Below are 21,696 nucleotides of genomic sequence, written 5' to 3'. Positions count from 1 at the left end.
CAACCTGCCAGGCTAAATGAAAATTAACACTGGAGTAACACATGAGCTGGAGAATCCTGATGACCGCCCCGACGTTAGGGGCCGGAGGACAACACGCACTGGCCGAGGCAGGATGCGAAGTACATTACCTGCATGACAGCCAGGATGAGGCCGAGGTTGAGAGAGTGATGGCGCGCATCCCTTTTGATGCGGTTATTTCCCGCACGGTTGCCCTTTCCCGTCGCGCCATCACCGCCTGCCCGAGCCTGAAGGTGATTTGTAAACACGGCGTTGGCGTCACCAATATTGACGTCGAGGCGGCTACCGAACAGCATATTCCGGTATTTACCACGCCCGGCACCAATGCGCAGTCGGTGGCTGAACTGACCATCGGCTTGATGCTGAACGCGGCACGCCGCATAAGCTGGTATCAACAGGAAATCGAGGCGGGTCGCTGGACCCGCAACGGCGGCGGTATTGAACTCAGCGGCAAGACGCTGGGTGTGGTGGGCTTTGGTGAAATTGGCCAGCGGGTTGCCCGTATTGCACACGCAATCGGGATGCGCGTCTGCTTTTACGATCCGGCGGTTGGCGATCAGCAGACAAATCTGCCTGGCGAACAGGTCAGTTCACTGGACAGCCTGCTGACCCAAAGCCACGTAATCAGCCTGCACTGCCCGGTCAATGCGGCAACACGTCAGATGCTGAACAGCCGCACGCTGGCGCTGTTACCGCCCGGCGCAGTGATCATCAATACCGCGCGCGGTGAGTTGATCGATGAAGCCGCGCTGGATGCGGCGCTGCGTAACGGTCAGCTTTTCGCAGCCGGACTGGATACCGTCGCCTCGGAGCCTCTCCCCGCCGATCACCCTTTTCGCACGCTGAACAATCTGCTGCTGACGCCGCACATTGGCGGCTCGACGCCTGAAGCGCTGGATGCGGTGGCGCGTTTTGCGGCGCGTCAGTGTCTCGATTTTCTGGCAGGTCATGCGGTAAATCCAGTGACCTGTGTTAACCGAACTGTACTTAAGGAGCGCTCATGACAACCGATAACCGCTGGCCTGCTGGCTATTTTATTGGGCAACGTGGATCCCTGCCCGATGCTGACACCATCGACGCCTTCCGCCGTTTACCGGTGCCGAATATCGGAGACTGCATGGGACGCAGCTGCGGCGCATCCGGATTACAGGCTTATCATAATGACCCGCAGCATGTACTCTGCGGCCCGGCGCTGACGGTCAAGGTCCGTCCCGGCGATAACCTGATGATCCACAAAGCGATAGAGATGGCCCAGCCGGGCGATGTTCTGGTCATTGATGGATCGGGCGATCTTACCCAGGCGCTGATCGGTGGGCTGATGCGTACCTCCGCGCTGGCGAAAGGTATCGCGGGTTTTGTCATTGATGGCGCGATTCGGGACATCAACGAATGGGCAGAAGGCGGCGTCGCTCTCTGGGCCCGGGGAAATACGCTGCGCGGGCCTTCGAAGGAAGGCCCTGGCGAGATCAACGTCACCATACAGTGCGCGGGGCTGGTGGTGGCACCAGGCGATTTAATCGTTGCCGATGCGGATGGTGTGATTGCGATTCCACAGCAGCAGCTCGCGTCGTTACTGCCCCGGGTACGTGAACATGAGCAGCGCGAAGCGCGCATTCGCGAAAATAACCGGCAGGGCACCGCCGATCCGGAACGTTTTAACGCGATTTTACGTGCTAAGGGGTGCCCGCTGTGATCAATAAAAAACATACCCGCTCGCTCAGCCTGCTGACACTGCTGTCGGCAATGATGACAACAACCTGTGTCGCTGCCGAGGATCAGCTGCCGGTTCAGTTACCGACGCAGCAGGACAGTCGTTTGCAGCAGGTTGAAACTTCACCGCGCGTCTGGAATGGCGTTACGGTCAGCGCGGATGGGCGCATTTTTGCTTCGCTGACACAGTCTGAAGGCACCGGTTTGCAGCTGGCTGAAGTGAAGAACGGGCAACTCGAAGCCTGGCCAGACAAGGCGTGGAATCAGTGGGACAGCAAGGACCCGTCCCATCATTTTTTACATGTTAATGCGCTGCGATTTGGCCCTGATGGCGATCTGTGGGTCATGGATGCTGGCAATAAAGGGATCGGTACCGGCGACAAAGCGGTAGAAGGCGGCGCCAAACTGGTACGCATCAATATTCAGACGCGCAAAGTTGTGGCGAGCTATCTCTTCAGGGCTCCCACGCTGAAGCCCGCCAGCTATCTGGATGATGTCCGTTTTAATGGTGATTTTGCCTATATCACTGACCCAGGCGCAGTCGGGCTGGTGGTGCTGAACCTGAAAAATGGCCAAAGCTGGCGCGTGCTGGATAATCACCCGCTCTCCATCGATCATCAACCAATCTATGCTGATGGGAAAAAGCTTTTCTTACGCGACGGGCGTGAAAAGCGGGTAGGACTGGATCAGCTCGAAGTCTCTCCTGATGGCAAATGGCTCTATTACCAGGCTATTCCGGGGCCGATGGCGCGAATAGAGACCCGTTATCTTAATGATGCAACGCTAACGGCTGAAGAGGTTGCCCGTCACACACAGAAGTTTGTTGAAACCTGGAGCACCGGTGGTACCGCTATTGATGCTGACGGCAATCTCTATGCATCGGATATCAACACGCGTTCGGTGAAACGTATTACCCCGCAGGGTGATGTGAGCACGGTGATTCAGGATCCCCGACTGGTCTGGATTGATGCGATGTGGATCTCTGAGGGGCAACTCTGGATGCCATCGGCGCAGATTAACCGGACTCCGGCGACAACCGGCGGTAAGCCTTCTGTGGTGGAGTACCCGGTTAAGCTCTATCGGCTGAGTTTGCCGGTCGCGCCTTCACCGCGCGATCATCAATAATTGACAGGCCCGTTAATTCGGGCCGAATTATCAGGCTTTAGCCAGAAAGTAATTAATCGTTCTCAGACGTAAGTATCGCCTTTAATCATCATCACCTTGCGTGATTTGAAATTTGTTAAAAACATGAGTCAGCGCACAGGAATAATCTTTTTATTGATTGTTAACAGCATCCTTTTTTTCTGATAATGGCTGAATCATTAATAATAACGTTAGTGCACATCGCATTGAATTAAAATCCGCTACGTTTTCTGTTTGTCGCTGACGGACGGGCGATCTCCCTGCAACAGGATAAAATATGTTACTTATTATCAGTCTGCTCATGATAGCCGTGTTTATTGGTCTGTTAATGACCAAAAAGCTCTCTGCCCTGACGGCATTGATTGTGGTGCCAACCCTGTTTGCATTATTAGCAGGGAATGGTTTAGAGACGGGCGATATGGTAATTAAAGGATTGCGCACCGTTGCGCCAACCGGCGTCATGCTGATTTTCGCCATGCTCTATTTTATGAGCGTAACGGATGCCGGTATGTTCGATCCGATCATTAAGAAAATTGTTTCAGCCGTAGATGGTGATCCGGTGAAAATATTTTTCGGCACGGTGCTGCTGGGTTTTATCGTCGCACTGGACGGCGATGGTGCAACCGTTTATATGATTGTGCTTTCCGCGTTTCTGCCGATCTATGAGCGCATCGGGTTGTCGAAATTAAAATCAGCGTGTTTGCTATTACAGTGCACCGGCCTGGGGAATATGTTTCCCTGGGGTGGCCCGACGGCACGTGCTGCAACAGCCGTACATGCAGAGATCAGCACGCTGTTTGTTCCCTTAATGCTGCCCTTACTGGCTTGTGTGATCTGGACTTTTGTCATGGCGTTTATACTGGGACGGCATGAACGCAAACGAATTGGCTGGAACGGCGATTCGGCAGAGAAGCCCCCGCTGGTCTTCGAAGCTAAAGCCTGTGCAAGCTGGCGCTTCTGGACAAACTGGGTATTAACCATTGCACTCATTACGCTGCTGGTGCTGGACTTGGTGCCAATGGCCTATCTGTTTATGCTGGCGACGGCAATAATGTTTCTGGTTAATTTTCCTCGTCTCGACCAGCAGCAGGAGCAGCTTGGCCGGCATGCGCCGGCGATTCTTTCTGTCGCCAGCTTAATTTTTGCGGCGGCGGTATTTACCGGGATTTTTTCAGAAACAGGGATGGCAAATGCACTCGCGCAGGCGATTGTGAACGTTATTCCTGCGGCGTTAGGACCTTATTTAGCCGTGATTACCGCCTTGATCAGTATTCCGGTAACCTGGCTGGTTTCAAATGATGTTTTTTACTTTGGTATGTTGCCCGTTCTGGTTCAGGCAGCCAGCCATTATGGTATTGCGCCAGTAGAGATGGCGCGTGCTGCGCTGGTGGGCCAGCCGGTTCATATATTAAGTCCGCTGGTCGCATCGACTTATCTGCTGGTGGGCATGCTGAAACTGGATTACGCCCAGACGCAGCGATTCACGTTACGCTGGTCATTTATTACCAGTATCGTGTTCTTTTTAACCTGCCTGTTACTGGGTGCCTTCCCTTTTTATCAGAACGTTTAATCTTAAAAATAGCAGGATGATCGATTGAAATATCATCTTGCCTGCTTAGGGCAACGTGCATCATATAAATTTTAACGGGTTTAATATCGATGATGAATCTGCCTGGCAGAATCACCTTATCAATCAGATTAATGCTGTTCTGAAAAATGCATGTTCCTTTAATAAAAAAATTAATATTAAAATTTGCAGCACTGTTAATCTATTTTTAATCTGACTGGTACAGCAAAGCCTCTGGGTTTTTAATTAGCGAGTTTGTTAAGTATAAAAAAATAACATGTCAGAACTTTGGCCGCACAACCCCCTGGTATGCAGGTGTGAGACGAGTGCAATGCTAATGCCAATGCCAATGCCAGAATAGACTCAGGTAAGACGTAGCGCAAAATGGCCTGAAGCTGGCTACCCGCTGGCTTCGGCAACCCTCTCCTTCGGTTGTCGCAGTACGGATCAATGATCGCTGTTCATTACGCAACTGAGTTCGTATAATTGTACTTATACGAAGTCAGATTAATGAAATGCTGTGCGCTCAGGCTGGATACCCGCCAGTCTCAGGGTAAAAAATGGCAACGCTACGTGAATTCTGGCCGGTTATCCCCCTGCCGGTATCACAGAATTGACGTAGCGCGATCACCGGCAAAAAGGTCAATAAACGAGCAGAAATGACGAAGTTAATCCCGCTGGCCAATCTGAGTAACCCGCCGCATGCTGACATCACGGAACAGCTAAAACAATTTGTTCAGGACAAAGAGGCTTTTTCACCCAATACCTGGCGGCAGCTGCTGAGCGTAATGCGGATCTGTAGCCAGTGGGCAGAGGATAATCAGCGCAATTTTCTGCCTATGGCAGCCGATGATCTGCGAGATTATCTGTCGTTTCTGGCAGAGAGCGGGCGGGCATCCTCAACCGTGTCGTCACATGCCGCGCTGATCTCAATGTTACACCGTAACGCCGGACTGCCGGCCCCTAATCACTCGCCGCTGGTTTTTCGTGCCATGAAGAAGATAAATCGGGTAGCGGTGATGAAAGGAGAACGAGCCGGACAAGCCGTACCGTTCAGACTGACCGATCTGCTGGCGCTGGATGAGCGGTGGAGCCGTTCACTCCGCTTGCAGGAGCTGCGTGATTTAGCATTTTTACACGTGGCGTACGCGACTCTGCTGCGTATCAGTGAGCTGGCACGACTGCGGGTGCGGGATGTCTCTCACGCCACGGATGGAAGAGTGATCCTCGACGTCGGCTGGACCAAAACCGTTGTTCAGACCGGCGGACTGGTTAAAGCGTTGAGTTCCCGTTCAACGCAACGGCTTGAAGCATGGATTGATGCGGCGGGTCTTGCCAGCCAGCCTGATGCTTACCTGTTTAGTGCAGTGCACCGCTCTGGTCGGGTGATCACTGCCGGGGCGCCGATGAGTACCCGGGCACTGGAACAGATTTTCTCCCGCGCCTGGTCTGCCGCTGGAAATAACGGTCCTGTTAACGCCAATAAAAACCGCTACACCGGCTGGAGTGGGCACAGCGCCCGCGTCGGCGCAGCGCAGGATATGGCCGCCAAAGGCTACTCTATCGCCCAGATTATGCAGGAGGGTACCTGGAAAAAACCGGAAACCCTGATGCGTTATATTCGCCATGTCGATGCTCATAAAGGCGCTATGGTGGATTTCATGGAACAGCACACAGACTGACCGCAGGTAACGGATCGCAGTCTTTCGCTTTGCTGCCAGAAGTTATCCACAGAAAAAGTGGACAGCCTGTGTGTAAGCCGGTACTCACTATCCTGATGTTCTTGTCAGATCAGCGACATAGCCCGATAACGGCTAACTGGCGCTGTTTCCCGCCGATGAGCAGAAATAACGCCCGCGCATCCTCTGTCAGGCGCGGCTTAGCAGGTCGGGCTTTACGGCCACCACTACTTTTCCTTTTGCATGTCCCTGCTGCAAATGGAGCAGCGCCGCGGCCGCCTCATCAAACGGGAATACGCTATCGATAACCGGTCTGATATCTCCCGCCTCAACAGACTGGACGATCTGACGAAGTTGCTGGCCATCAGGCCGGACGAAAAGGAATGAATATGCCACGCCGCGTTTTTTCGCCAATCGTTTTATCCGGCGGCTTAGTAATCCGACGATCGCGGTAATGATGACGTTGAGTCGGCGTGCCCGGGCAAACCCGACGTCTAACGGACCAACCAGAGAGATTATCCTGCCGCCGGGCCTGAGAATATCCGGATACTTTTCAATCTCGTCTCCTCTCAACGTAGCCAGCACCAGATCATAATCCCGCAGTTCCGCCTCAAACGGCTGTCTGGTGTAGTCCAGCACCCGATCTGCGCCGAGGCGAGATACCCATTCAACATTGCCGCTGCTGGTCGTGGTGGCAACCGTAGCACCTGACAGTTTAGCCAGCTGAATAGCCAACGAACCGATGCCGCCTGCACCGGCGGGGATGAAGACTTTCTGGCCTGGCTGCAGTCCGCCGCGTTCGATCAACGCCTGCCAGGCCGTCAGGCTCACCATCGGCAGCGAAGCGGCCTGAATAAAATCGAGATTGACCGGCTTCAGCGCGGCCGCAGTTTCATTCACCAGGGTAAATTCGCTCAGCGAGCCGTAATCACTGTCAAAGGTGCTGGCAATGATCGCATCGCCAGGCTTAAAGCGCGTGACCTGGCTGCCGGTGGCAACCACAATCCCGGCCAGATCGCTTCCGATAACCGCGGGTAAGGTTAACGGCAGCACCAGCTTAAATATACCGGCAGGTATCATATTATCGATGGGATTGAGGCCTGCGGCATAGACTTCAACCAGCAACTGATCTGCCGCCGGCGCCGGTAAGGTTATCGACTGAAAACCGCTCTGAGGTTGCTTGCCGTAACGTTTAAAGGTAAACGCGCGGTGGGTTTTATTCTCCATTGGCTCTCTGCCCTTTCGGTTCAGTGGCCCGTCGGTCGTCGAGCTGAAGGCTATTGCGTACCGCTTTATCAAGCAGGCCGGCGGGTGCAAATCGGCGCAGAAACGCCAGCCTGCCGGCTAATTTGCCGACCGTGTAGCGCCGCTTTGGCTGAGTGCTTTGCGCCACTTTTACAATCACATCAGCCACACTCTCTGGCTGCTCTGCTTTCGCCATCGCCTGACTGACAACGGCGGTTAATTTGTTGCGTATCGCCGCATATTCCTCAAGCGGAAGGTCCGCCTGCTGGCTGTTGCTCTCAAAATCGGTGCGGGTATACGCCGGCTCGATGACAGAGACTCGTATTCCCTGAGTGCGCAATTCGTGATCCAGCGCTTCGGAATAGCCTTCAACCGCATGTTTACTGGCGGCGTACAGCGCGACATAAGGCAGCGGGATGAGGCCAATAATCGAGCCAATATTGATGATGCGTCCCCCGCCCTGGCGGCGCATCTGAGGGATCACGGCACAGGTCATCCGTACCATCCCGAAGAAATTGGTATCGAACAGATGTTTTGCCTGGCCGATTGAACTCTCTTCAGCGGCTGCCGGCGCAATGCCATATCCGGCGTTATTCACCAGCAGGTCGATGCGTCCTTCCCGTTGCAGGAGTTCTTCTATCGCCGCAGTAACCGAATCATCGTTGGTCACATCCAGCATCAGCAATGGAAAAGCGTGGTCGCCTGCTGTCCTGCCGCGCCGGCTGGTCCCATATACCCGGTAACCTGCAGCGATCAGTTTGTCAGCGGTGACTTTGCCGATACCGGATGATGCCCCGGTAACCAGCGCCACAGGTCTAACATTCATATCGGGATCCTTTGATTAAATAATGTCAATGATGAGATTCAGCGGTCAGAAACTGGACTAATGATGATGTTCATAATCTATAATGTCAATCGCTTTGATTACGATCATCATAAATGTATGATGGCGTCACGATAAGCAGGAGGTAGTCAGCAATGAAAGTGTCTAAACAGCAGGTACAGGCAAATCGGGCGCATATCGTGAAAACAGCGTCAGAACTGTTTCGTGCCCGAGGGTTTGACGGCATTGGCGTGGCAGAACTGATGTCAGCGGCGGGATTCACCCACGGTGGGTTTTACAAACACTTTCAGTCAAAAGCCGATCTGATGACGGAGGCGGTGGCCGGTGGATTTTCTCAGGCAGCCGCGCAGCTGAAAGGGGCAGACAAGGAGGCGTTTATTGCGGATTACCTGTCACATCGCCACCGTGATTCAATGGCCACAGGTTGTATGATGGCGGCGCTGGGCGCGGATACCGCCCGCCAGCCGGACGAGGTTAAACAGGCCTTTGCCGCCGGGCTGGAGAATCAACTGGCCGCGTTAACCACCGAAAGCGGGCAGGCCGCCAGCGACCGGGCGGAATTAATCACCACCATTGCCCAGATGGTCGGTGCCATGGTGTTATCTCGGGCCTGTCCGGATGACGATCCGCTGGCAGAGGAAATACTTCAGGTATGCCGTGCGCACATACTTAATAAGCCGGCTGGGGGCTGATTCCATCTCCGCCAGCGGCCTTTGCAGCACCGCCGGCGGGAGGGGTCAGGATTACTGCGCGAAGCTATCCTGTTTACCACAACTGCTTTTGCAGCCACCGCAGCCCGAACCGCTGGTGACCACGGGCAGCGTAAGCGGATGTTGTTTTATCCGGTTGCCCGATTTGTGCATGGCCAGCAGGATCAGCGCATTCACTGCGAGCACGCTGATCAGGCAGGTGGCGCTGAACGCAGGATGCTCGGCAAACGTGACGCTCTGATAAAACAGAGTGGCGGTGGTATAGGCGATGTTGAGTCCCCAGAAGAATGAGAACAGCATCCAGTTACGGCCCGCTTCACGGGCAATGGCGCCCATCACCGATACACAGGGAACATACAGCAGGACAAAAATCAGATAGCTGTAGGCCGCAATGCCGTCGCCAAATTTGGCCGACATCACGCTCATCTGGCCCGCCGCCATTTCGCCATCACCTTTGCTGGCATCGATAGGATGGGCCAGCGCATCGATACTGAATGCGGCTGTCAGACCAGCCCAGGTCTCGGTCAGCGAATCCTTCAGCTCGTCAATCAGATTGAATTGCTGTGGGTCAAAGGTGCCACTCTGCACGGCTTCACTGGTATAAAGGCTGTTAAGCGTACCGACCACCACTTCTTTGGCCATGATGCCGCTAACTAAACCGACCGTAGCCTGCCAGTTATCCGGCATTACGCCGATAGGCAGCAGAACGGGGGTGATCTGCTTACTGGTGGTGGCCAGCGCAGAGTGGTTGATATCGTCGACCGGCTGTCCGTTAAACGAGAAGCTGGTCAGCACGCCGATTAACATACTGACCAGGATAATCACCCGGCCGGCCCGTACCACAAACATCTTCAGTCGCTGCCAGGTCTGGATCAGCAGACTCTTCAGATGCGGTCGGTGGTAAACCGGCAGTTCCATGATAAAGGGTGAGGCTTCGCCACCCAGCAAAGTGTGCTTAAGAACTAAGCCGGTAACGATCGCCACCACAATACCCAGCAGATAGAGTGAAAAGACCAGGCTGGAGCCATGGGCGCTGAAGAAAGTGGCAGCGAAAACTGCAAAGATGGCCAGTCGCGCTCCGCAGGACATAAAGGGCGCATCAGTACCGTGAGCAGCCGTTCACGCGGCGTATCCAGAGTACGGGCTCCCATAACCGAAGGCACATTGCAGCCAAATCCAACAATCAGCGGCACAAAGGATTTACCGGGCAGCCCCAGTGATTGCATCAGGCGATCCATGACAAAGGCGGCGCGTGCCATATAACCGGAATCTTCCAGAAACGAGAGGAAAAGGAACATCAGCCCAATCTGTGGGATGATCGGCAGCACGGTGTTGATGCCCGCCCCTATCCCCTGCGCCAGAAAAACGGTCAGCCAGGCCGGAAAATGACAGACGTAGCCCAGCCACTGCGCACCGTGGATAAATATCGCCACCGAGCTGCTGTCAAACAGCGGCTGTAAAGCGGCACCGATATTAATCGACAATACAAACATCACGTACATCACCGCCAGAAAGATCGGAATACCCAGCCAGCGGTTCAGCACGATGTTATCAATCCGGCTGGTCAGGCTGCCGGGCGCGGCGTGATGAATGTTACTGACGGCGGCGCACAGTGCGTGGATCGCACGGTAACGGTAATCGGCAATCAGCACCCCGGTATCACCACCGGCCTGCTGAACGATCGCCGGCAACTGCGGCACCAGCGTCGGGCAGAGCTGCTGACTGTTGATATCGCCTTCCAGTAACTGTAATGCCAGCCAGTAACGTTTTTGCGGCGATATCGAAGCAGGCATCAGCGTGCAAAGTTGAGTAATCGCGGCTTCAACATTTTCCGGATAGCGCACCCGCTCTGGTGCGGTGTAGCGGTGCGGATGATCAATCAGCGCCTTGAGCTGTGCGATGCCTTCGCCGCGGGTCGAAGTCAGCGAGACCACCGGGCAGCCCAGCCGCGCTGACAAGGCATCAACATCAATAACGATATTCTGGCTGGCGGCGATATCCTGCATATTGAGGGCCACAATGCAGGGGACACCGAGTTCGAGTAGCTGAAACGTCAGGAACAGATTGCTTTCAAGGTTCGACGCATCCACCACGTTAATCACCAAATCGGCGTGATCGTTGTACAGATACTGGCAGGCGATACTTTCGTCGATTGAGCTTTCAGCCGAGAGCGTGGTGAGAGACCGGGTACCGGGCAGATCGATAAGCCGTACATCAGACTGAGCAGTAAAAAATTGTCCTTCTTTACGCTCGACCGTCACACCGGCCCAGTTACCGACCCGCTGGCGGGCACCAGTGAGCTGATTGAATAAAGTTGTTTTACCGGTATTAGGATTACCGATCAGCCCAATGGTTATGTTTTTCATGAGACCATTTCCTCAAGAACGATGGCATCGAGGTCACGCTGACGCACCGCCAGACTCACCCGGCGGGTACGGATTTGCACCGGGTCGCCCATTGGTGCGACACGGATAATCTCAATCACCGCCCCCGGGAGCATGCCCATGGTGAGTAATTTCTGACGCCAGGCCGGATTCACCGCGGGCTGATAGCCGAGGATTCGATAGGTACTGTGCATGTTCATCGACATATAACCATCTGGTTGGTGGTAAGAGGCAGTGATTATATAAATGATAAGCATTCCGGAATTTGATCTAAGATCAGGCGAAGCGGATTAATGTCAGGAAACGTCAACTCTGTTTCAACTAACAGCAGATTGAGTCCGTAACGTCAGCATCTGACAGGCTCGCGGGTAGTCAGATACCCGCGACCCGTGCCGGCCGCCGCTTAAAACCGTGCCCTGCCAGACATGACGGATTTACCGCCACACCAGACAATCACTAAGCCCAACGTCCCGGTGAGCTGATTTTATGGCGCAGGTGACATGAAATCAGGGATTTCCGGGGGCTTGCGGTTGGCTGCCGATCAGGTAGTTAACTACTAGCGGCTTAGTTACATCATTCAATGCAACGATATAAACATATCGGGCCTGCGGCCCGGCGGCGCGCCTCGTCAGGAGGTCATTCCGGGCGCATGTCTGAGGTTTGCACCCGACAACGATCAGGTCGATCGCCGTACTTTCACATCGCAGCGGACTCTGTATGGAGGGGCTCAGCGGTAACGCCGGACTACCAAAATAAAAATCTTATTACAGGATGATGTAACTATTAGCGGTAACCGCCTTGCCTGTCACTGGCGGTTGTTCGCAAACGCGATACGCCATCTGTAGCGCAGGCCCCGCCCGGCCTGCTTCGGCTATGCCATTTAATCTAAACGAAATCGGCGGCTTATTTCTGCGTCAGCCAGAAACCATCTTCTTCTTTTTCAATCGACATCTCGCTGCCCTGTTTAACCAGATTAACCAGACGAAAAAACTCATCGCCTGAAATATTCCAGCTAAGCCGGATGCGCGCCCGGCTGCCCTGTTCCAGTAGCGTTGCGGCTTGCGTGAATGAAGTGGCGCTGATAACTGTCTGATCCGAACTGTTCATACCTGTCCTTAACCGTTAGCAGCAGAAGAAAGCTGTCCCGGATGCTAAAGGGCGATTCTCTGATGCTGACCCGCCAGGCGAACGATCGCAGCCGGTTTTCTGCCGCTGTATCGCAGCTCACGGGTCACATCTGCCAGCCAACATAGTCGGCTACACCGCCGGTTAAATTTATCGCCAATCGTCTTCGGGGATTAACCGAAGCGTTAAACGAGCGCTATTTTAGGCAGCCGGACAGCGGATTGATGCTGGCAGAAATCTTAAAACCCGGTTTTTAATGTAACCATTACGGCAGCCGGTTCGGCTAATTAACGTCACTGCCTCGCTTGCCGACCCGCAGAAAGCGGAGAAGGTGGCGATGTAATAGGCTGAGCCCGCCGGCAAAAGCGTTTGTCTGGTCGAATTTTTCCGGAAAAGAATGGCCGTAATATATTTCTCTTTCCAACAGATTTAACCGAACCCGTGCAGATACCCTTTTCAAACCGATTACCGGCTGGCCGAATCGTTCACGCTGCGCTATTTCACCGTGCCGTTGTTCAGAAACTGGCCTGCTCAGGCAGGAAAATTTGCCCGAGCCGGGATTATTCCGCGGCTCTTTATCGCCGGATTAGGGGCTGCTGGACCGAAGCAAATAATGGGCGCGATTCAGTGATGTTCTGACAGCATCAGCTGTCACTACTGTAATTCAGCCGCCTTGTTTCTCGGCGGGTGCGCCAGCATTAATACGGTAGCGGAAGTGCATCTCTGCCGGTAAGTAAAGGGCTTCATTGATCAACAATGATCTGGATCATTACAGGCTTATTAAAACAAACTCAGGCCTCAACGTTAACGACCGGTTTAATAAACGAGGGTGAAAATGCAGCGTCCCGACAATACCGGGCGTCATTAACAGACTGTATCAGGAAGTAAAAATGAAATTCTCAGCAACCGTTAAAAAAACGTTATTTCCCCTTGGTTTGCTCACTGCGGTGATACTGGTCGCAGGATGCTCAAGCAATTAAGTCATCTCGACCCGCGACGGACATATGATTTCCACCCACGGCAAACCCGCCAAAGATAAAGAAACCGGTCTGATCTCCTATCAAGATACCGACGGTAATACGCATCAACTGCAGCAGCAGGATGTAAAAGAGATTGTTGAAAAATAGCGATTTATTGACTTAAAACGAGACTGCAAAGCAGCCATTGTTACACCAGGGATTACTAAAAATGAAAACAACTGTGATTGGCATCAGCCTGCTGCTGTGTGCTTCGTCATCGGCTATGGCCATCGGCCTGAGCGCAGAGCAGGGTAAAAACTTTACTGCCCTCGACGCAGAAATCGGGCGATCTACAGGCGGACTTTATCTGGATAGCCAGTGGGTTAAAAACACCGATGACGGCGTGCAGATTGGACAGGCAGGCACCGGTTATAGCCTGGAATTAGGCCCGGTAATGCTGTCCGCTGGCATCAAAGCCACCTATATCGGCGGTAAGAAAGGCGATAACGGCGTCGCCTTCCCGGTCGGTGGCGGTGTAAGGCTGAATCTGCCCGCTAACTTTGCCCTCTACGGAGAGGGATATTCGGCTCCCGAATCCTTCGCTAACAGCGTTAAAAATTTCGTTGAGGCCGATGGCGGAATCAGCTGGACACCGATGTTGCCACTGACGCTGAAAGCGGGTTATCGCTATGCGGGCGTGGATGGCAAAGATGGACGTCCCGGTCATACGCTGATTGACGGTCCCTTCATTGGTGGCGGTGTTACCTTCTGATCGGCTTACCCTGCTCCCTCTTTTTTCTGTCAACTGGCCGGTACGCTGCAAGGTCTGCCGGCCTGATTTCAGAGTAAACTCGCTGAGAAACCAATGATGAAAGCGTTATTACTGCTGATCTTTACGCTCAGCCTGAGCGGCTGCGTAGAATATAAATGGGTCAAACCTGATGCTTCAGACCAGCAGGAAAACAGAGCTGAGATCGCCTGTCAGGCTCAGGCATTACGCGATTTACCCCCTGACAACGTGGTCAGCGGTAAATACATCTCTAAAGACAGCAAGTACAAAACGACCGACACGGATTACTCCACCCGTGATGCAAATGAAACGCAGCGGGCGATTCTGGTGAAGGACTGCATGTTCAAAAAAGGCTGGCAGCAGATTAAAGTCCAGCAGTAAAAATCGCGCGGTTTGCGTCAGTCACTCAAACCGCGCCTGATAATGTGCCTCGCCCACCCTCGCTTTACTCGCGATTATCACTGTCCGCCCGCCCGACGGTCAGCTGACGCCGCTCACGCCGGCAGCGTTCGGAGCAGTACTTCACTTCATCCCAGCAGTTTTCCCATTTCTTACGCCAGGTCATCGGTTTATTGCAGGTCTGGCAATAGCGGACCGGCAGTGATTTTTTATTTCCTTTAAAAGTCATCAGGGTTACCTCATCAAAGGGGACTGAAACGGTATCAGGACATCAGTCTGAGTGGATGAAGGCACAGAGTTCAGACTCAGCCGCCGCCTCACTGCTGTTCCATTGCGCTCAGTTGCCGGGCCAGCGCGGCATTTTTGACAGAATAATCCGCATGCCGTCCATGCGCGTTATACCTGCTCAGCGCGAAACCGATCTTTCAGGACGCCAGCACTGCAGCGATTAATCTTTTCGCCATGAGATTTTAATAACCGATGACAACATCCTGTTGCACCATAATGGTAAAACCGCATTTGCATCACAAAAAGCATTATCCGCCCTGTTTTTTATCCCTCTCTGCCTGTTTATCGCCTGCTGAGTCGGGTTAACGTCGGATAAAGTCCGGCGAATTAGCCCCATTGCTGGCAGCTTATCGGTTCAACGGCGGGCCGGGGAAACCGGTTTAATGCGTATAACGCAATAATGTTATCGTATACTGTCAATAATCCCCCTTTAGCTGCTTTATCGCGCATATATAAGCATGCCTAAAACCGAACTAAGGGTTATTATTACCCTGATTAACCAGTTTCAATTGCATCGCGACCCGCCTGCGTTTCCCTTAAGCAGCAATAACCCATTTCGTCGCTCCTCCGTTGCACCGTCACCGCCCGCGACTGCACAGCATCTGCAGCAGAGTATGACCAAAGTGCCGCCGGTTTTTAGCAGAATCCTCTCCTTAAAAAAATAGGCGAATCATAAAGATAAGTTATTTTTACCGAATGAAAACTATCGTTAAGATAAATTCAACCGTTACCCGCTGCGATACTCCAGTGCGTCATTATCACACTTAACAACGCCGCGTTTACTGTTTCACCTGATATAATATGTTGCGGGTTTTTAACTGCCAGCCGGGTGATATCCGGCACAGCCTAAGTGGATAGATTGCTAAAAAAGCGCGGCCTCAGCAGGAATAATGCCGCCACAGGCCGATTTAACTCATGGATAAAACAGGCGGTGTTTTTGTCATTTTGAGCGACCTTACCACCAGGTTTAAGTTCTTTTACCTTTGCGGTGTTATTGCACGTTAATTACAGTTTCAACTCTCTTAAAAAACGATTAATATGTCAGAGTTGAACTATTGGTTCAGTATTGAGATTCTTCGAAGGCAAGCATTTTAAAAAGCAGGTCTGACGAAAAGCATCAGCGTGAACCCGCTCTGTATTTTATTATCTGAACAAGACTATGGTGACTTTGATGAGTGACACTCTCAGCAGCTTGAATAATATCCGTACGCTTCGCGCAAACGCACGCGAACTTGATCTTGCTGCCCTGGAAGAAATGCTGGAAAAACTTTCTGTTGTTGTTAGTGAGCGTCGTGAAGAAGCGCAGGCTTCTGAAGCCGCTAATCGTGAGAAAGCGGAAAAACTGGCTAAATATCGCGAATTACTGCTGCAGGAAGGTATCGATCCTAACGAACTGTTAAGTGGTATGCAGTCGGCGCCGGTTGAGAAGAAAAAGCGTGCGCCTCGCCCTGCCAAATATCAGTACACTGACGAAAACGGTGAAGTTAAGCAGTGGACCGGTCAGGGACGTACGCCTTCAGCGATTAAATCTGCGATTGAAAATGGTAAATCACTGGATGATTTCCTGATCTGATTGCAGTGCATCCCTTGCAGTAAATCCGCCCGATAGATGTCGGGCGGATTTATCCTCACCCGCAGTGACGCAGTAACTTCCGGCCTCGATTATTCTGCCGGGCTGAAAATCAGGAGCTTATCCTCACCCAAGTCTGATTATGTGGTAATTCCAGCCGTCAGCTCTCCCCGAATGCCTGTTCTCCTATTCCGACGACGCTCTTGTCTTACTCTGTGACCCAACCGGCCATAGCGCTAAACAATAGCGGGCAGTGATTAATCGTTCTGTTGCGAGGTGGCGTTGCGCGCCATGATAATTTCCAGGCCAATTTGCTGACCATAAGAAAGCTCAAGCGTATTCCCGTCAGGATCGGCGAAGAAAGCCCAGTAACCAACCGGTTCGCCGGACTGCTGCGCGGGCCGACGTAATACACCTTCCTGCTGCGCCAGCGCTACTTTGGCATCAATTTCTTCGCGAGTGGCACAGGCGACGCCAATATGACCAAACGGCCCCAGCGGCGTATCCTCCAGGTGAGCCGACTGTACCAGCACCAGCGCAAATGGCCGGGTTAAATCTGACAGCCACGCCACTTTCTGCGCTTCCGCAATGCCAGGCTCGCGATGATGAATAACCTGCATTCCGGCATAACGCTGGTAAAAATCCACACTTTTTTCCAGATCGCGGACCTGCAGAGCAAGATGGCTGAACCCCGTATCGTTTGACATAGTCACTCCCTGAGTTGGTTGAGCGACTACCATGCCACAGCGGTAACGGCGCAAGTGATCAACGGTGCTTAACCGTCTGGCTTTTCACATTCTGCACGATTGCGCCCTTCCCGCTTAGCGCGGTACAGGGCTTCATCCGCCCGTTCAATCAGGTGTGACAATGCCTGCTGTCCGGCAATGCCGCGCTGGGTTGCACAGCCAGCGCTGAGCGTGATCCGTTTTGTCGGCAGTCCGCTGGTAAGGTGCGGAATATTCAGCCGGTAAACCGCCTCAACAATCGCCCTGGCCAGTTTTAACGCCTCTTCAGCGGTGTAGCGCGGCAGAATAATGGCAAATTCTTCACCGCCATAACGGGCCGGCAGATCATTTTTACGCAGTGCAAAATTTTTCAGAATCAATGCGACCGCTTTCAGGCACTCATCGCCCGCTACGTGTCCGTAGGTATCGTTGTAATGTTTGAAATAGTCAATATCGATCAGGATCAGAGAGACCGGCCAGCCCTGTACCCTGGCCTGTTGCAGGCTTTCATGCAGTCTCCGATCAAAGTAGCGGCGGTTAGCGACGCCGGTTAAGCCATCGCTATTTGCCAGGCTTTGCAGAGAAAGATTTGCCGCGGTCAGCTCGTCACGCAGCCGGGTCAGTTCCCGCTGGTAGCGCAGTGTATGTCGCGCCTGGCGCAGCAAAAAAACGCTAAGCGAAAGGATCACTGCCAGCAGTGCGAGGCTCAGCATCACATCCTGCACCCGGCCATTCATCCAGCGACTAAACAGCGCAGATTTGTCGTAGCCGGCGGCGACAATCAGTGGATAACGTTCAGATCGTGCAAAGCCGAAGATACGTTTTTCGCCATCAAGCGCGGCCTTCCACTGCCCGCTGCCCTGATCGGCATCGGCCAGCATTTTGCGGAACAGTGGGCTTGAGGAGAGGTTTTTGCCAATATAACTGTCCGGCATCGGACGGGCATAAAGTACCGTGCTGTCTGCCAGCATCAGCACCAGTACGTCGCGCGCGCCCAGCTCGTAATAGCTGTAGAAGTGGCGAAAGTAGTCCACTTTAATGGTCGCGAGCAGGACACCATCAAAACCGTTTGCACCATCATTGACGCGCAGCGATACCGGAATCACCAGATCGCCGGTGGTACGACTGCGGAGCACCGGCCCGACATGCACGCTGTTACGCAGACTGGCGCGGTGATAGCTGAAATACTCACGATCGGAATTATTGATACCGATCGGCGTCCGGCTCATCGAGGTAGCGATCCAGCGGCCCTGGGCATCGTAATAGAACAATCCGTGCAGCTGCGGCAGCCGATTTTGCAACAGGCGCATAGTCTGACTCAGCGCATCACCATCGACACGATTGTTCACTATCTGGGTTTGCAGGTCGCGCTGTACTTCGCGCAGCGACAGTTCCGTCTGCAGAAAGGTATCTTCTGCCTGTCGCGCCTGTGACAGGGACAGATTGACCGCCATCTCTTCAGTCTGGTTAACGGCTTCACGCCAGTCTTCACGCAGCGTCCACAGATTGATACCGATGACCACCACGGTGAGTACCAGACCTGATAACGTAATGCTTTTGAGTAGCGGCGAAATCTTTGGCGCGGGTGCCGCTTTTTTGCTGCGAAACTTCATGCCCATCCTTATTCAAACCCTTTCACTGAGTTAAGCACAGTTAATGGAGGGCAAAATTACAAATATCATTGTTGTGTTATGCAGAGTGTTTCATTTTTGCGCCCGCATTCTAAACCCTGGTGCATAAAGCCGCCTGCCTGATTCAGTCTGCCTTGATCTCATCCCCGAATCGGCCGCAACCCTTCAAAAATCAGTGGGATGAATGGTATCCTTACCGCTTACAGTGAATGTGCGCTGTAAATTAATGTGAGTACTGAAGGACCTTTTTTATGAGTGAAAACCTGAGCAGCCTGAATAATATCCGCACCCTGCGCGCGCAGTCGCGCAATATAACGTTAGATGTGCTGGACGAGATGGTGCAGAAATTAGAGACAGTGGTCAGAGAACGACGCGAAGCAGAGGAAGCCCAGGCGGCCGAAGCGCGCGAAAAAGCTGAAAAACTGGCGATGTACCGTGAACTGCTAAAGGAAGACGGAATCGACCCGACTGAACTGTTAGCGGGCCTGTCCCCGGCCACCCGCAGCGGTAAAAAGCGCACCAGGCGCCCGGCAAAATATCAGTACCGCGATGAAAATGGCGAGCTGAAATACTGGACCGGTCAGGGCCGTACGCCATCACCGATTAAAACCGCTCTCGAAAACGGCCAGTCACTGGATGATTTTCTGCTTTAATCCTGGCTGATTCCGTTCCGGAAAATTTGGCCGCGCCTGCACGCTGAATTTTCCGGCACGCTTTTTTATCCGCCGTCGATGTTATGGCGAGCGTCTGGTCATAACTAGCCGTGTTCTGCGGTGGTGACCGGCAACGGCCCGCGGAAAGTTCGCCGCCATTCGCTGGGGGCGACGCCAAATCGATGTTTGAAACGCTGACGAAAAGAGATAGGTGAGGTGAAGCCCACTTTTTCGGCCACGCTCTCAATACTGATATCGGTAGTTTCCAGCAGTTCCTGGCTGCGTTGCAGTCGCTCCGCCGTCAGCCAGTCGCCCAGCGTCATCCCGGTCGCCTTGAAAAAATGGCGCGTCAGCGTTCGCCGGCTCATACCAGCCGAACGCGCCAGTGAATCCAGATCGTGCGGCTGATGCAGGTTGCGCCGCAGCGACTCCAGCAGCGTATTGATTTTGCCGTCACGGGTATTCTCCGGTACCGGGCGCTCAATAAACTGCGCCTGCCCTCCTTCACGATACGGCGGCACCACCATTCTTCTGGCCACCCGATTAGCCACAGCGCTGCCGTAGTGCTGACGGATGATATCCAGACAGCAGTCGATGCCGGCGGCGGTTCCTGCCGAGGTAATCAGGCGATCGTCGCGGGTATAGAGCGCATTACTGTCGAGATGAACCTGCGGAAAGCGCTGGCTGAAGTCACGTTCAAATTCCCAGTGGGTCGCGGCACGGTGCTGGTCGAGCAGACCAGCATAGGCCAGCACGTAGGTACCCAGACACAGCCCGACCACTTCAGCGCCGCGCTGCCAGGCAGCGGCCAGCTTATCGAGCAGCCGCTGATCGGGCTTTTCAGCCGGATTGTGCCAGTACGGCAGAATGATAATATCCGCCGTATCCAGCTGTTCAAGCCCATGTTCCACATTAATCGACAGGCCGATCTCCGACAGAACCGTGCCGGGCTTTTCGGCGCAGATTGTGACACGGAAAAGATCCGGCTGCGGCATCGCTGATCCAAACAGGATGCAGGGAACCGAAAAGTGGAACGGACTGAATCCAGCCGTCGCTACCACTGCAACATTCAACGCAGTCATCTCGCCCCCTTAATCGTCGGCTCCCCCAGCTGGCGAGCAGGAGAAAAGTGCTCTGATCCGGCGTGCCGGTCAGAACGTTATAGTTTCACCGTCCTGTGGGATAAGCACTTTATCGGTTATCCCCTGCTGATCGGTATAGGCCCGCAGCTCGGCACGGGTCAGCAGACAGTGGTTGATCGCTTCCATGTGCGACGCGACCAGCGTTGCTTCAGGCACGATCTCCAGCGTGTGCAGTGTATCCTCTTTTCCCATAATAATCGGGCCATAGAGATCGTTAGTCGCATTACCGATATTCAGCACCACCACGTCCGGCTGAAAACGTTGCAGGCTTCTTACATATGGCTTAACCCAGACAGTATCGCCCGCAACATAGAGCGTTTTTTCCGCCGGATGAGTAAACACCAGTCCGCAGGCATCGCCCAGCAGATCTGCCATGACTTTGTCGGCATACAGCGCGTTGCTGCCATGCTGGCCGTCAGTTTTATAGATCGTCAGGCCGTCGACAAACGCATTTTCTTCCTGCAGCACCTGAACGTTGAGGAAACCCTGAGAGCGAATCAGGTCAGCATCGCTGTGATTCTGGGTATAAATCATCATCGTTTTTGGCACCAGCTGCTGCGCGGCCTCGTCCCAGTGATCGGTATGGGTGTGGGTAAGGATAACCGCATCGACATCCAGCAGCTGCGAAATCGGCATCGGCAGTTCAACCATCGGATTTCTCAGGTGCGGACGGGCGTTGCCAACAAAGCCCGGCCAGGCTTCTTTTTCAGCCAGCATCGGGTCAATCAGGAATTTCTTGCCGGCATAGTGCAGCACCAGCGTGGCGTTACGGACTTGGGTCAATTTCATAATCAGGCTCCGGTCTGTGTTCAGTCGAGTGCAGCCAGCGTCGGCGACGTCATTGCTGCGATGGAGTGACTTTACCCGGTTGCGAACGCTGGCGTGACAGGCTCGATGGACAGTGATCGATGAAATCGGGCCAACCTGCTGGCTCAGCCAAATCCCTCGTCGCAATCGGCAAAATTCGCGCGCGTCGGAGATGACAGTGTCGTCATGTCGCAGCTAAGCTGGATGACACGAAGGCAAAACCGATCGGCTGACGAATTTGGATATCCGCGTCGCTGAGGTTCAGGCCGGGCAGCGAAACCTGACCGCTTTTCCGGCTCAATCTGAT

At 53.6% G+C, this 21,696-nt stretch carries 20 protein-coding genes and 1 pseudogene; 11 read left to right on the top strand and 10 right to left on the bottom strand.

Features of this window, described 5'->3' with window-relative positions; all coding sequences use genetic code 11:
- Nucleotides 1-41 precede the first annotated feature (41 nt).
- The 5 genes from FHW04_RS20390 to FHW04_RS20370 all read left to right on the top strand — a co-directional run bounded on the left by FHW04_RS20390 (nt 42) and on the right by FHW04_RS20370 (nt 6,120).
- Nucleotides 42-1,022, top strand: coding sequence for a hydroxyacid dehydrogenase (locus tag FHW04_RS20390; RefSeq protein WP_089562201.1), 981 nt, complete (start codon nt 42-44; stop codon nt 1,020-1,022).
- Nucleotides 1,019-1,711, top strand: a complete 693-nt coding sequence (locus FHW04_RS20385; RefSeq protein ID WP_089562200.1) for an RraA family protein — start codon at nt 1,019-1,021, stop codon at nt 1,709-1,711. Before FHW04_RS20390 ends, FHW04_RS20385 begins: the two co-directional genes overlap by 4 nt.
- Nucleotides 1,708-2,853, top strand: a complete 1,146-nt coding sequence (locus FHW04_RS20380; RefSeq protein WP_238585860.1) for a major royal jelly family protein — start codon at nt 1,708-1,710, stop codon at nt 2,851-2,853. The genes FHW04_RS20385 and FHW04_RS20380 overlap by 4 nt, the downstream gene beginning before the upstream one ends.
- A 295-nt stretch (nt 2,854-3,148) precedes the next feature.
- Nucleotides 3,149-4,441: a CitMHS family transporter gene (locus FHW04_RS20375; protein ID WP_031378103.1), complete on the top strand. Its 1,293-nt coding sequence runs from the start codon at nt 3,149-3,151 to the stop codon at nt 4,439-4,441.
- A 656-nt stretch (nt 4,442-5,097) separates the two neighbouring features.
- Nucleotides 5,098-6,120, top strand: a complete 1,023-nt coding sequence (locus FHW04_RS20370) for a tyrosine-type recombinase/integrase (RefSeq protein ID WP_089562199.1) — start codon at nt 5,098-5,100, stop codon at nt 6,118-6,120.
- A gap of 186 nt (nt 6,121-6,306) precedes the next feature.
- On the opposite strand, the gene FHW04_RS20365 is transcribed toward FHW04_RS20370, so the two are convergent.
- Together FHW04_RS20365 and FHW04_RS20360 are read right to left on the bottom strand one after the other, a co-directional pair.
- Nucleotides 6,307-7,344, bottom strand: a complete 1,038-nt coding sequence (locus FHW04_RS20365) for an NADP-dependent oxidoreductase (RefSeq protein WP_031378101.1) — start codon at nt 7,342-7,344, stop codon at nt 6,307-6,309.
- On the bottom strand, nt 7,334-8,188 hold the full coding sequence (locus tag FHW04_RS20360; protein ID WP_089562198.1) for an oxidoreductase: 855 nt from the start codon (nt 8,186-8,188) through the stop codon (nt 7,334-7,336). Before FHW04_RS20360 ends, FHW04_RS20365 begins: the two co-directional genes overlap by 11 nt.
- Before the next feature lie 152 nt (nt 8,189-8,340).
- Here FHW04_RS20360 and FHW04_RS20355 point away from each other — a divergent pair, with 152 nt between their 5' ends.
- Entirely contained in the window at nt 8,341-8,898 is a 558-nt protein-coding gene (locus FHW04_RS20355) for a TetR/AcrR family transcriptional regulator (protein ID WP_069729908.1), read from the top strand.
- Nucleotides 8,899-8,949: 51 nt separating this feature from the next.
- Here the strand turns inward: FHW04_RS20355 and feoB are convergent.
- The 3 genes and pseudogenes from feoB to FHW04_RS20340 form a co-directional block, all read right to left on the bottom strand.
- Nucleotides 8,950-11,282, bottom strand: a pseudogene (feoB, locus tag FHW04_RS20350) (Fe(2+) transporter permease subunit FeoB).
- A complete protein-coding gene (gene feoA / locus FHW04_RS20345) occupies nt 11,279-11,506 on the bottom strand; it encodes a ferrous iron transporter A (RefSeq protein ID WP_046289418.1) in 228 nt (75 codons plus the stop codon). The pseudogene feoB and the gene feoA overlap by 4 nt, the downstream one beginning before the upstream one ends.
- A gap of 697 nt (nt 11,507-12,203) precedes the next feature.
- A complete protein-coding gene (locus tag FHW04_RS20340) occupies nt 12,204-12,407 on the bottom strand; it encodes a hypothetical protein (RefSeq protein WP_031378098.1) in 204 nt (67 codons plus the stop codon).
- Nucleotides 12,408-13,408: 1,001 nt separating this feature from the next.
- On the opposite strand from FHW04_RS20340, the gene FHW04_RS20335 reads away from it, so the two are divergent.
- The 3 genes from FHW04_RS20335 to FHW04_RS20325 all read left to right on the top strand — a co-directional run bounded on the left by FHW04_RS20335 (nt 13,409) and on the right by FHW04_RS20325 (nt 14,555).
- Nucleotides 13,409-13,552 carry a YgdI/YgdR family lipoprotein gene (locus FHW04_RS20335; RefSeq protein WP_390930216.1) on the top strand — a complete coding sequence of 48 codons (144 nt, stop codon included), beginning with the start codon at nt 13,409-13,411 and terminating at the stop codon, nt 13,550-13,552.
- 61 nt (nt 13,553-13,613) lie between these two features.
- Complete coding sequence (locus tag FHW04_RS20330) at nt 13,614-14,156, top strand: YfaZ family outer membrane protein (RefSeq protein ID WP_089562197.1); 543 nt, start codon at nt 13,614-13,616, stop codon at nt 14,154-14,156.
- 93 nt (nt 14,157-14,249) lie between these two features.
- Nucleotides 14,250-14,555, top strand: coding sequence for a hypothetical protein (locus FHW04_RS20325; protein ID WP_371601180.1), 306 nt, complete (start codon nt 14,250-14,252; stop codon nt 14,553-14,555).
- Nucleotides 14,556-14,619: 64 nt separating this feature from the next.
- On the opposite strand, the gene FHW04_RS20320 is transcribed toward FHW04_RS20325, so the two are convergent.
- Nucleotides 14,620-14,805 (bottom strand): DUF2256 domain-containing protein, encoded by a 186-nt coding sequence (locus FHW04_RS20320; protein ID WP_201306441.1) that lies wholly within the window; start codon nt 14,803-14,805, stop codon nt 14,620-14,622.
- A 1,227-nt stretch (nt 14,806-16,032) separates the two neighbouring features.
- On the opposite strand from FHW04_RS20320, the gene FHW04_RS20315 reads away from it, so the two are divergent.
- Nucleotides 16,033-16,434 (top strand): H-NS family nucleoid-associated regulatory protein, encoded by a 402-nt coding sequence (locus FHW04_RS20315; RefSeq protein ID WP_031378094.1) that lies wholly within the window; start codon nt 16,033-16,035, stop codon nt 16,432-16,434.
- A gap of 254 nt (nt 16,435-16,688) precedes the next feature.
- On the opposite strand, the gene FHW04_RS20310 is transcribed toward FHW04_RS20315, so the two are convergent.
- Together FHW04_RS20310 and FHW04_RS20305 are read right to left on the bottom strand one after the other, a co-directional pair.
- Entirely contained in the window at nt 16,689-17,138 is a 450-nt protein-coding gene (locus FHW04_RS20310; RefSeq protein ID WP_089562194.1) for a VOC family protein, read from the bottom strand.
- Nucleotides 17,139-17,206: 68 nt separating this feature from the next.
- Complete coding sequence (locus tag FHW04_RS20305) at nt 17,207-18,769, bottom strand: sensor domain-containing diguanylate cyclase (RefSeq protein WP_089562193.1); 1,563 nt, start codon at nt 18,767-18,769, stop codon at nt 17,207-17,209.
- Nucleotides 18,770-19,038: 269 nt separating this feature from the next.
- Here FHW04_RS20305 and FHW04_RS20300 point away from each other — a divergent pair, with 269 nt between their 5' ends.
- The gene (locus FHW04_RS20300; protein WP_031378091.1) at nt 19,039-19,440 is read left to right on the top strand and encodes an H-NS family nucleoid-associated regulatory protein; all 402 of its coding nucleotides are present in this window, start codon (nt 19,039-19,041) and stop codon (nt 19,438-19,440) included.
- 104 nt (nt 19,441-19,544) lie between these two features.
- Here the strand turns inward: FHW04_RS20300 and FHW04_RS20295 are convergent, their stop codons facing one another.
- Nucleotides 19,545-20,522, bottom strand: a complete 978-nt coding sequence (locus FHW04_RS20295) for a GlxA family transcriptional regulator (RefSeq protein ID WP_089562192.1) — start codon at nt 20,520-20,522, stop codon at nt 19,545-19,547.
- Nucleotides 20,523-20,591: 69 nt separating this feature from the next.
- The gene (locus tag FHW04_RS20290; protein WP_069729899.1) at nt 20,592-21,371 is read right to left on the bottom strand and encodes an MBL fold metallo-hydrolase; all 780 of its coding nucleotides are present in this window, start codon (nt 21,369-21,371) and stop codon (nt 20,592-20,594) included.
- Nucleotides 21,372-21,696 lie beyond the last annotated feature (325 nt).

Origin of the sequence: Pantoea sp. AN62 (assembly GCF_050432985.1) — a bacterium.
GTDB lineage: Bacteria > Pseudomonadota > Gammaproteobacteria > Enterobacterales > Enterobacteriaceae > Pantoea > Pantoea brenneri.
The sequence above is the reverse complement of the archived record's forward strand: the minus strand, read 5'-3'. Positions and strand labels throughout refer to the sequence as shown.

Bases quoted from the DNA above. Each gene is read 5' to 3' on its own strand.
- FHW04_RS20390 (WP_089562201.1), top strand. From the start codon at position 42: ATGAGCTGGAGAATCCTGATGACCGCCCCGACGTTAGGGGCCGGAGGA.
- FHW04_RS20385 (WP_089562200.1), top strand. From the start codon at position 1,019: ATGACAACCGATAACCGCTGGCCTGCTGGCTATTTTATTGGGCAACGT.
- FHW04_RS20375 (WP_031378103.1), top strand. From the start codon at position 3,149: ATGTTACTTATTATCAGTCTGCTCATGATAGCCGTGTTTATTGGTCTG.
- FHW04_RS20370 (WP_089562199.1), top strand. From the start codon at position 5,098: ATGACGAAGTTAATCCCGCTGGCCAATCTGAGTAACCCGCCGCATGCT.
- FHW04_RS20365 (WP_031378101.1), bottom strand. From the start codon at position 7,344: ATGGAGAATAAAACCCACCGCGCGTTTACCTTTAAACGTTACGGCAAG.
- FHW04_RS20360 (WP_089562198.1), bottom strand. From the start codon at position 8,188: ATGAATGTTAGACCTGTGGCGCTGGTTACCGGGGCATCATCCGGTATC.
- FHW04_RS20355 (WP_069729908.1), top strand. From the start codon at position 8,341: ATGAAAGTGTCTAAACAGCAGGTACAGGCAAATCGGGCGCATATCGTG.
- feoA (WP_046289418.1), bottom strand. From the start codon at position 11,506: ATGTCGATGAACATGCACAGTACCTATCGAATCCTCGGCTATCAGCCC.
- FHW04_RS20340 (WP_031378098.1), bottom strand. From the start codon at position 12,407: ATGAACAGTTCGGATCAGACAGTTATCAGCGCCACTTCATTCACGCAA.
- FHW04_RS20330 (WP_089562197.1), top strand. From the start codon at position 13,614: ATGAAAACAACTGTGATTGGCATCAGCCTGCTGCTGTGTGCTTCGTCA.
- FHW04_RS20325 (WP_371601180.1), top strand. From the start codon at position 14,250: ATGATGAAAGCGTTATTACTGCTGATCTTTACGCTCAGCCTGAGCGGC.
- FHW04_RS20315 (WP_031378094.1), top strand. From the start codon at position 16,033: ATGAGTGACACTCTCAGCAGCTTGAATAATATCCGTACGCTTCGCGCA.
- FHW04_RS20310 (WP_089562194.1), bottom strand. From the start codon at position 17,138: ATGTCAAACGATACGGGGTTCAGCCATCTTGCTCTGCAGGTCCGCGAT.
- FHW04_RS20305 (WP_089562193.1), bottom strand. From the start codon at position 18,769: ATGAAGTTTCGCAGCAAAAAAGCGGCACCCGCGCCAAAGATTTCGCCG.
- FHW04_RS20300 (WP_031378091.1), top strand. From the start codon at position 19,039: ATGAGTGAAAACCTGAGCAGCCTGAATAATATCCGCACCCTGCGCGCG.
- FHW04_RS20295 (WP_089562192.1), bottom strand. From the start codon at position 20,522: ATGACTGCGTTGAATGTTGCAGTGGTAGCGACGGCTGGATTCAGTCCG.
- FHW04_RS20290 (WP_069729899.1), bottom strand. From the start codon at position 21,371: ATGAAATTGACCCAAGTCCGTAACGCCACGCTGGTGCTGCACTATGCC.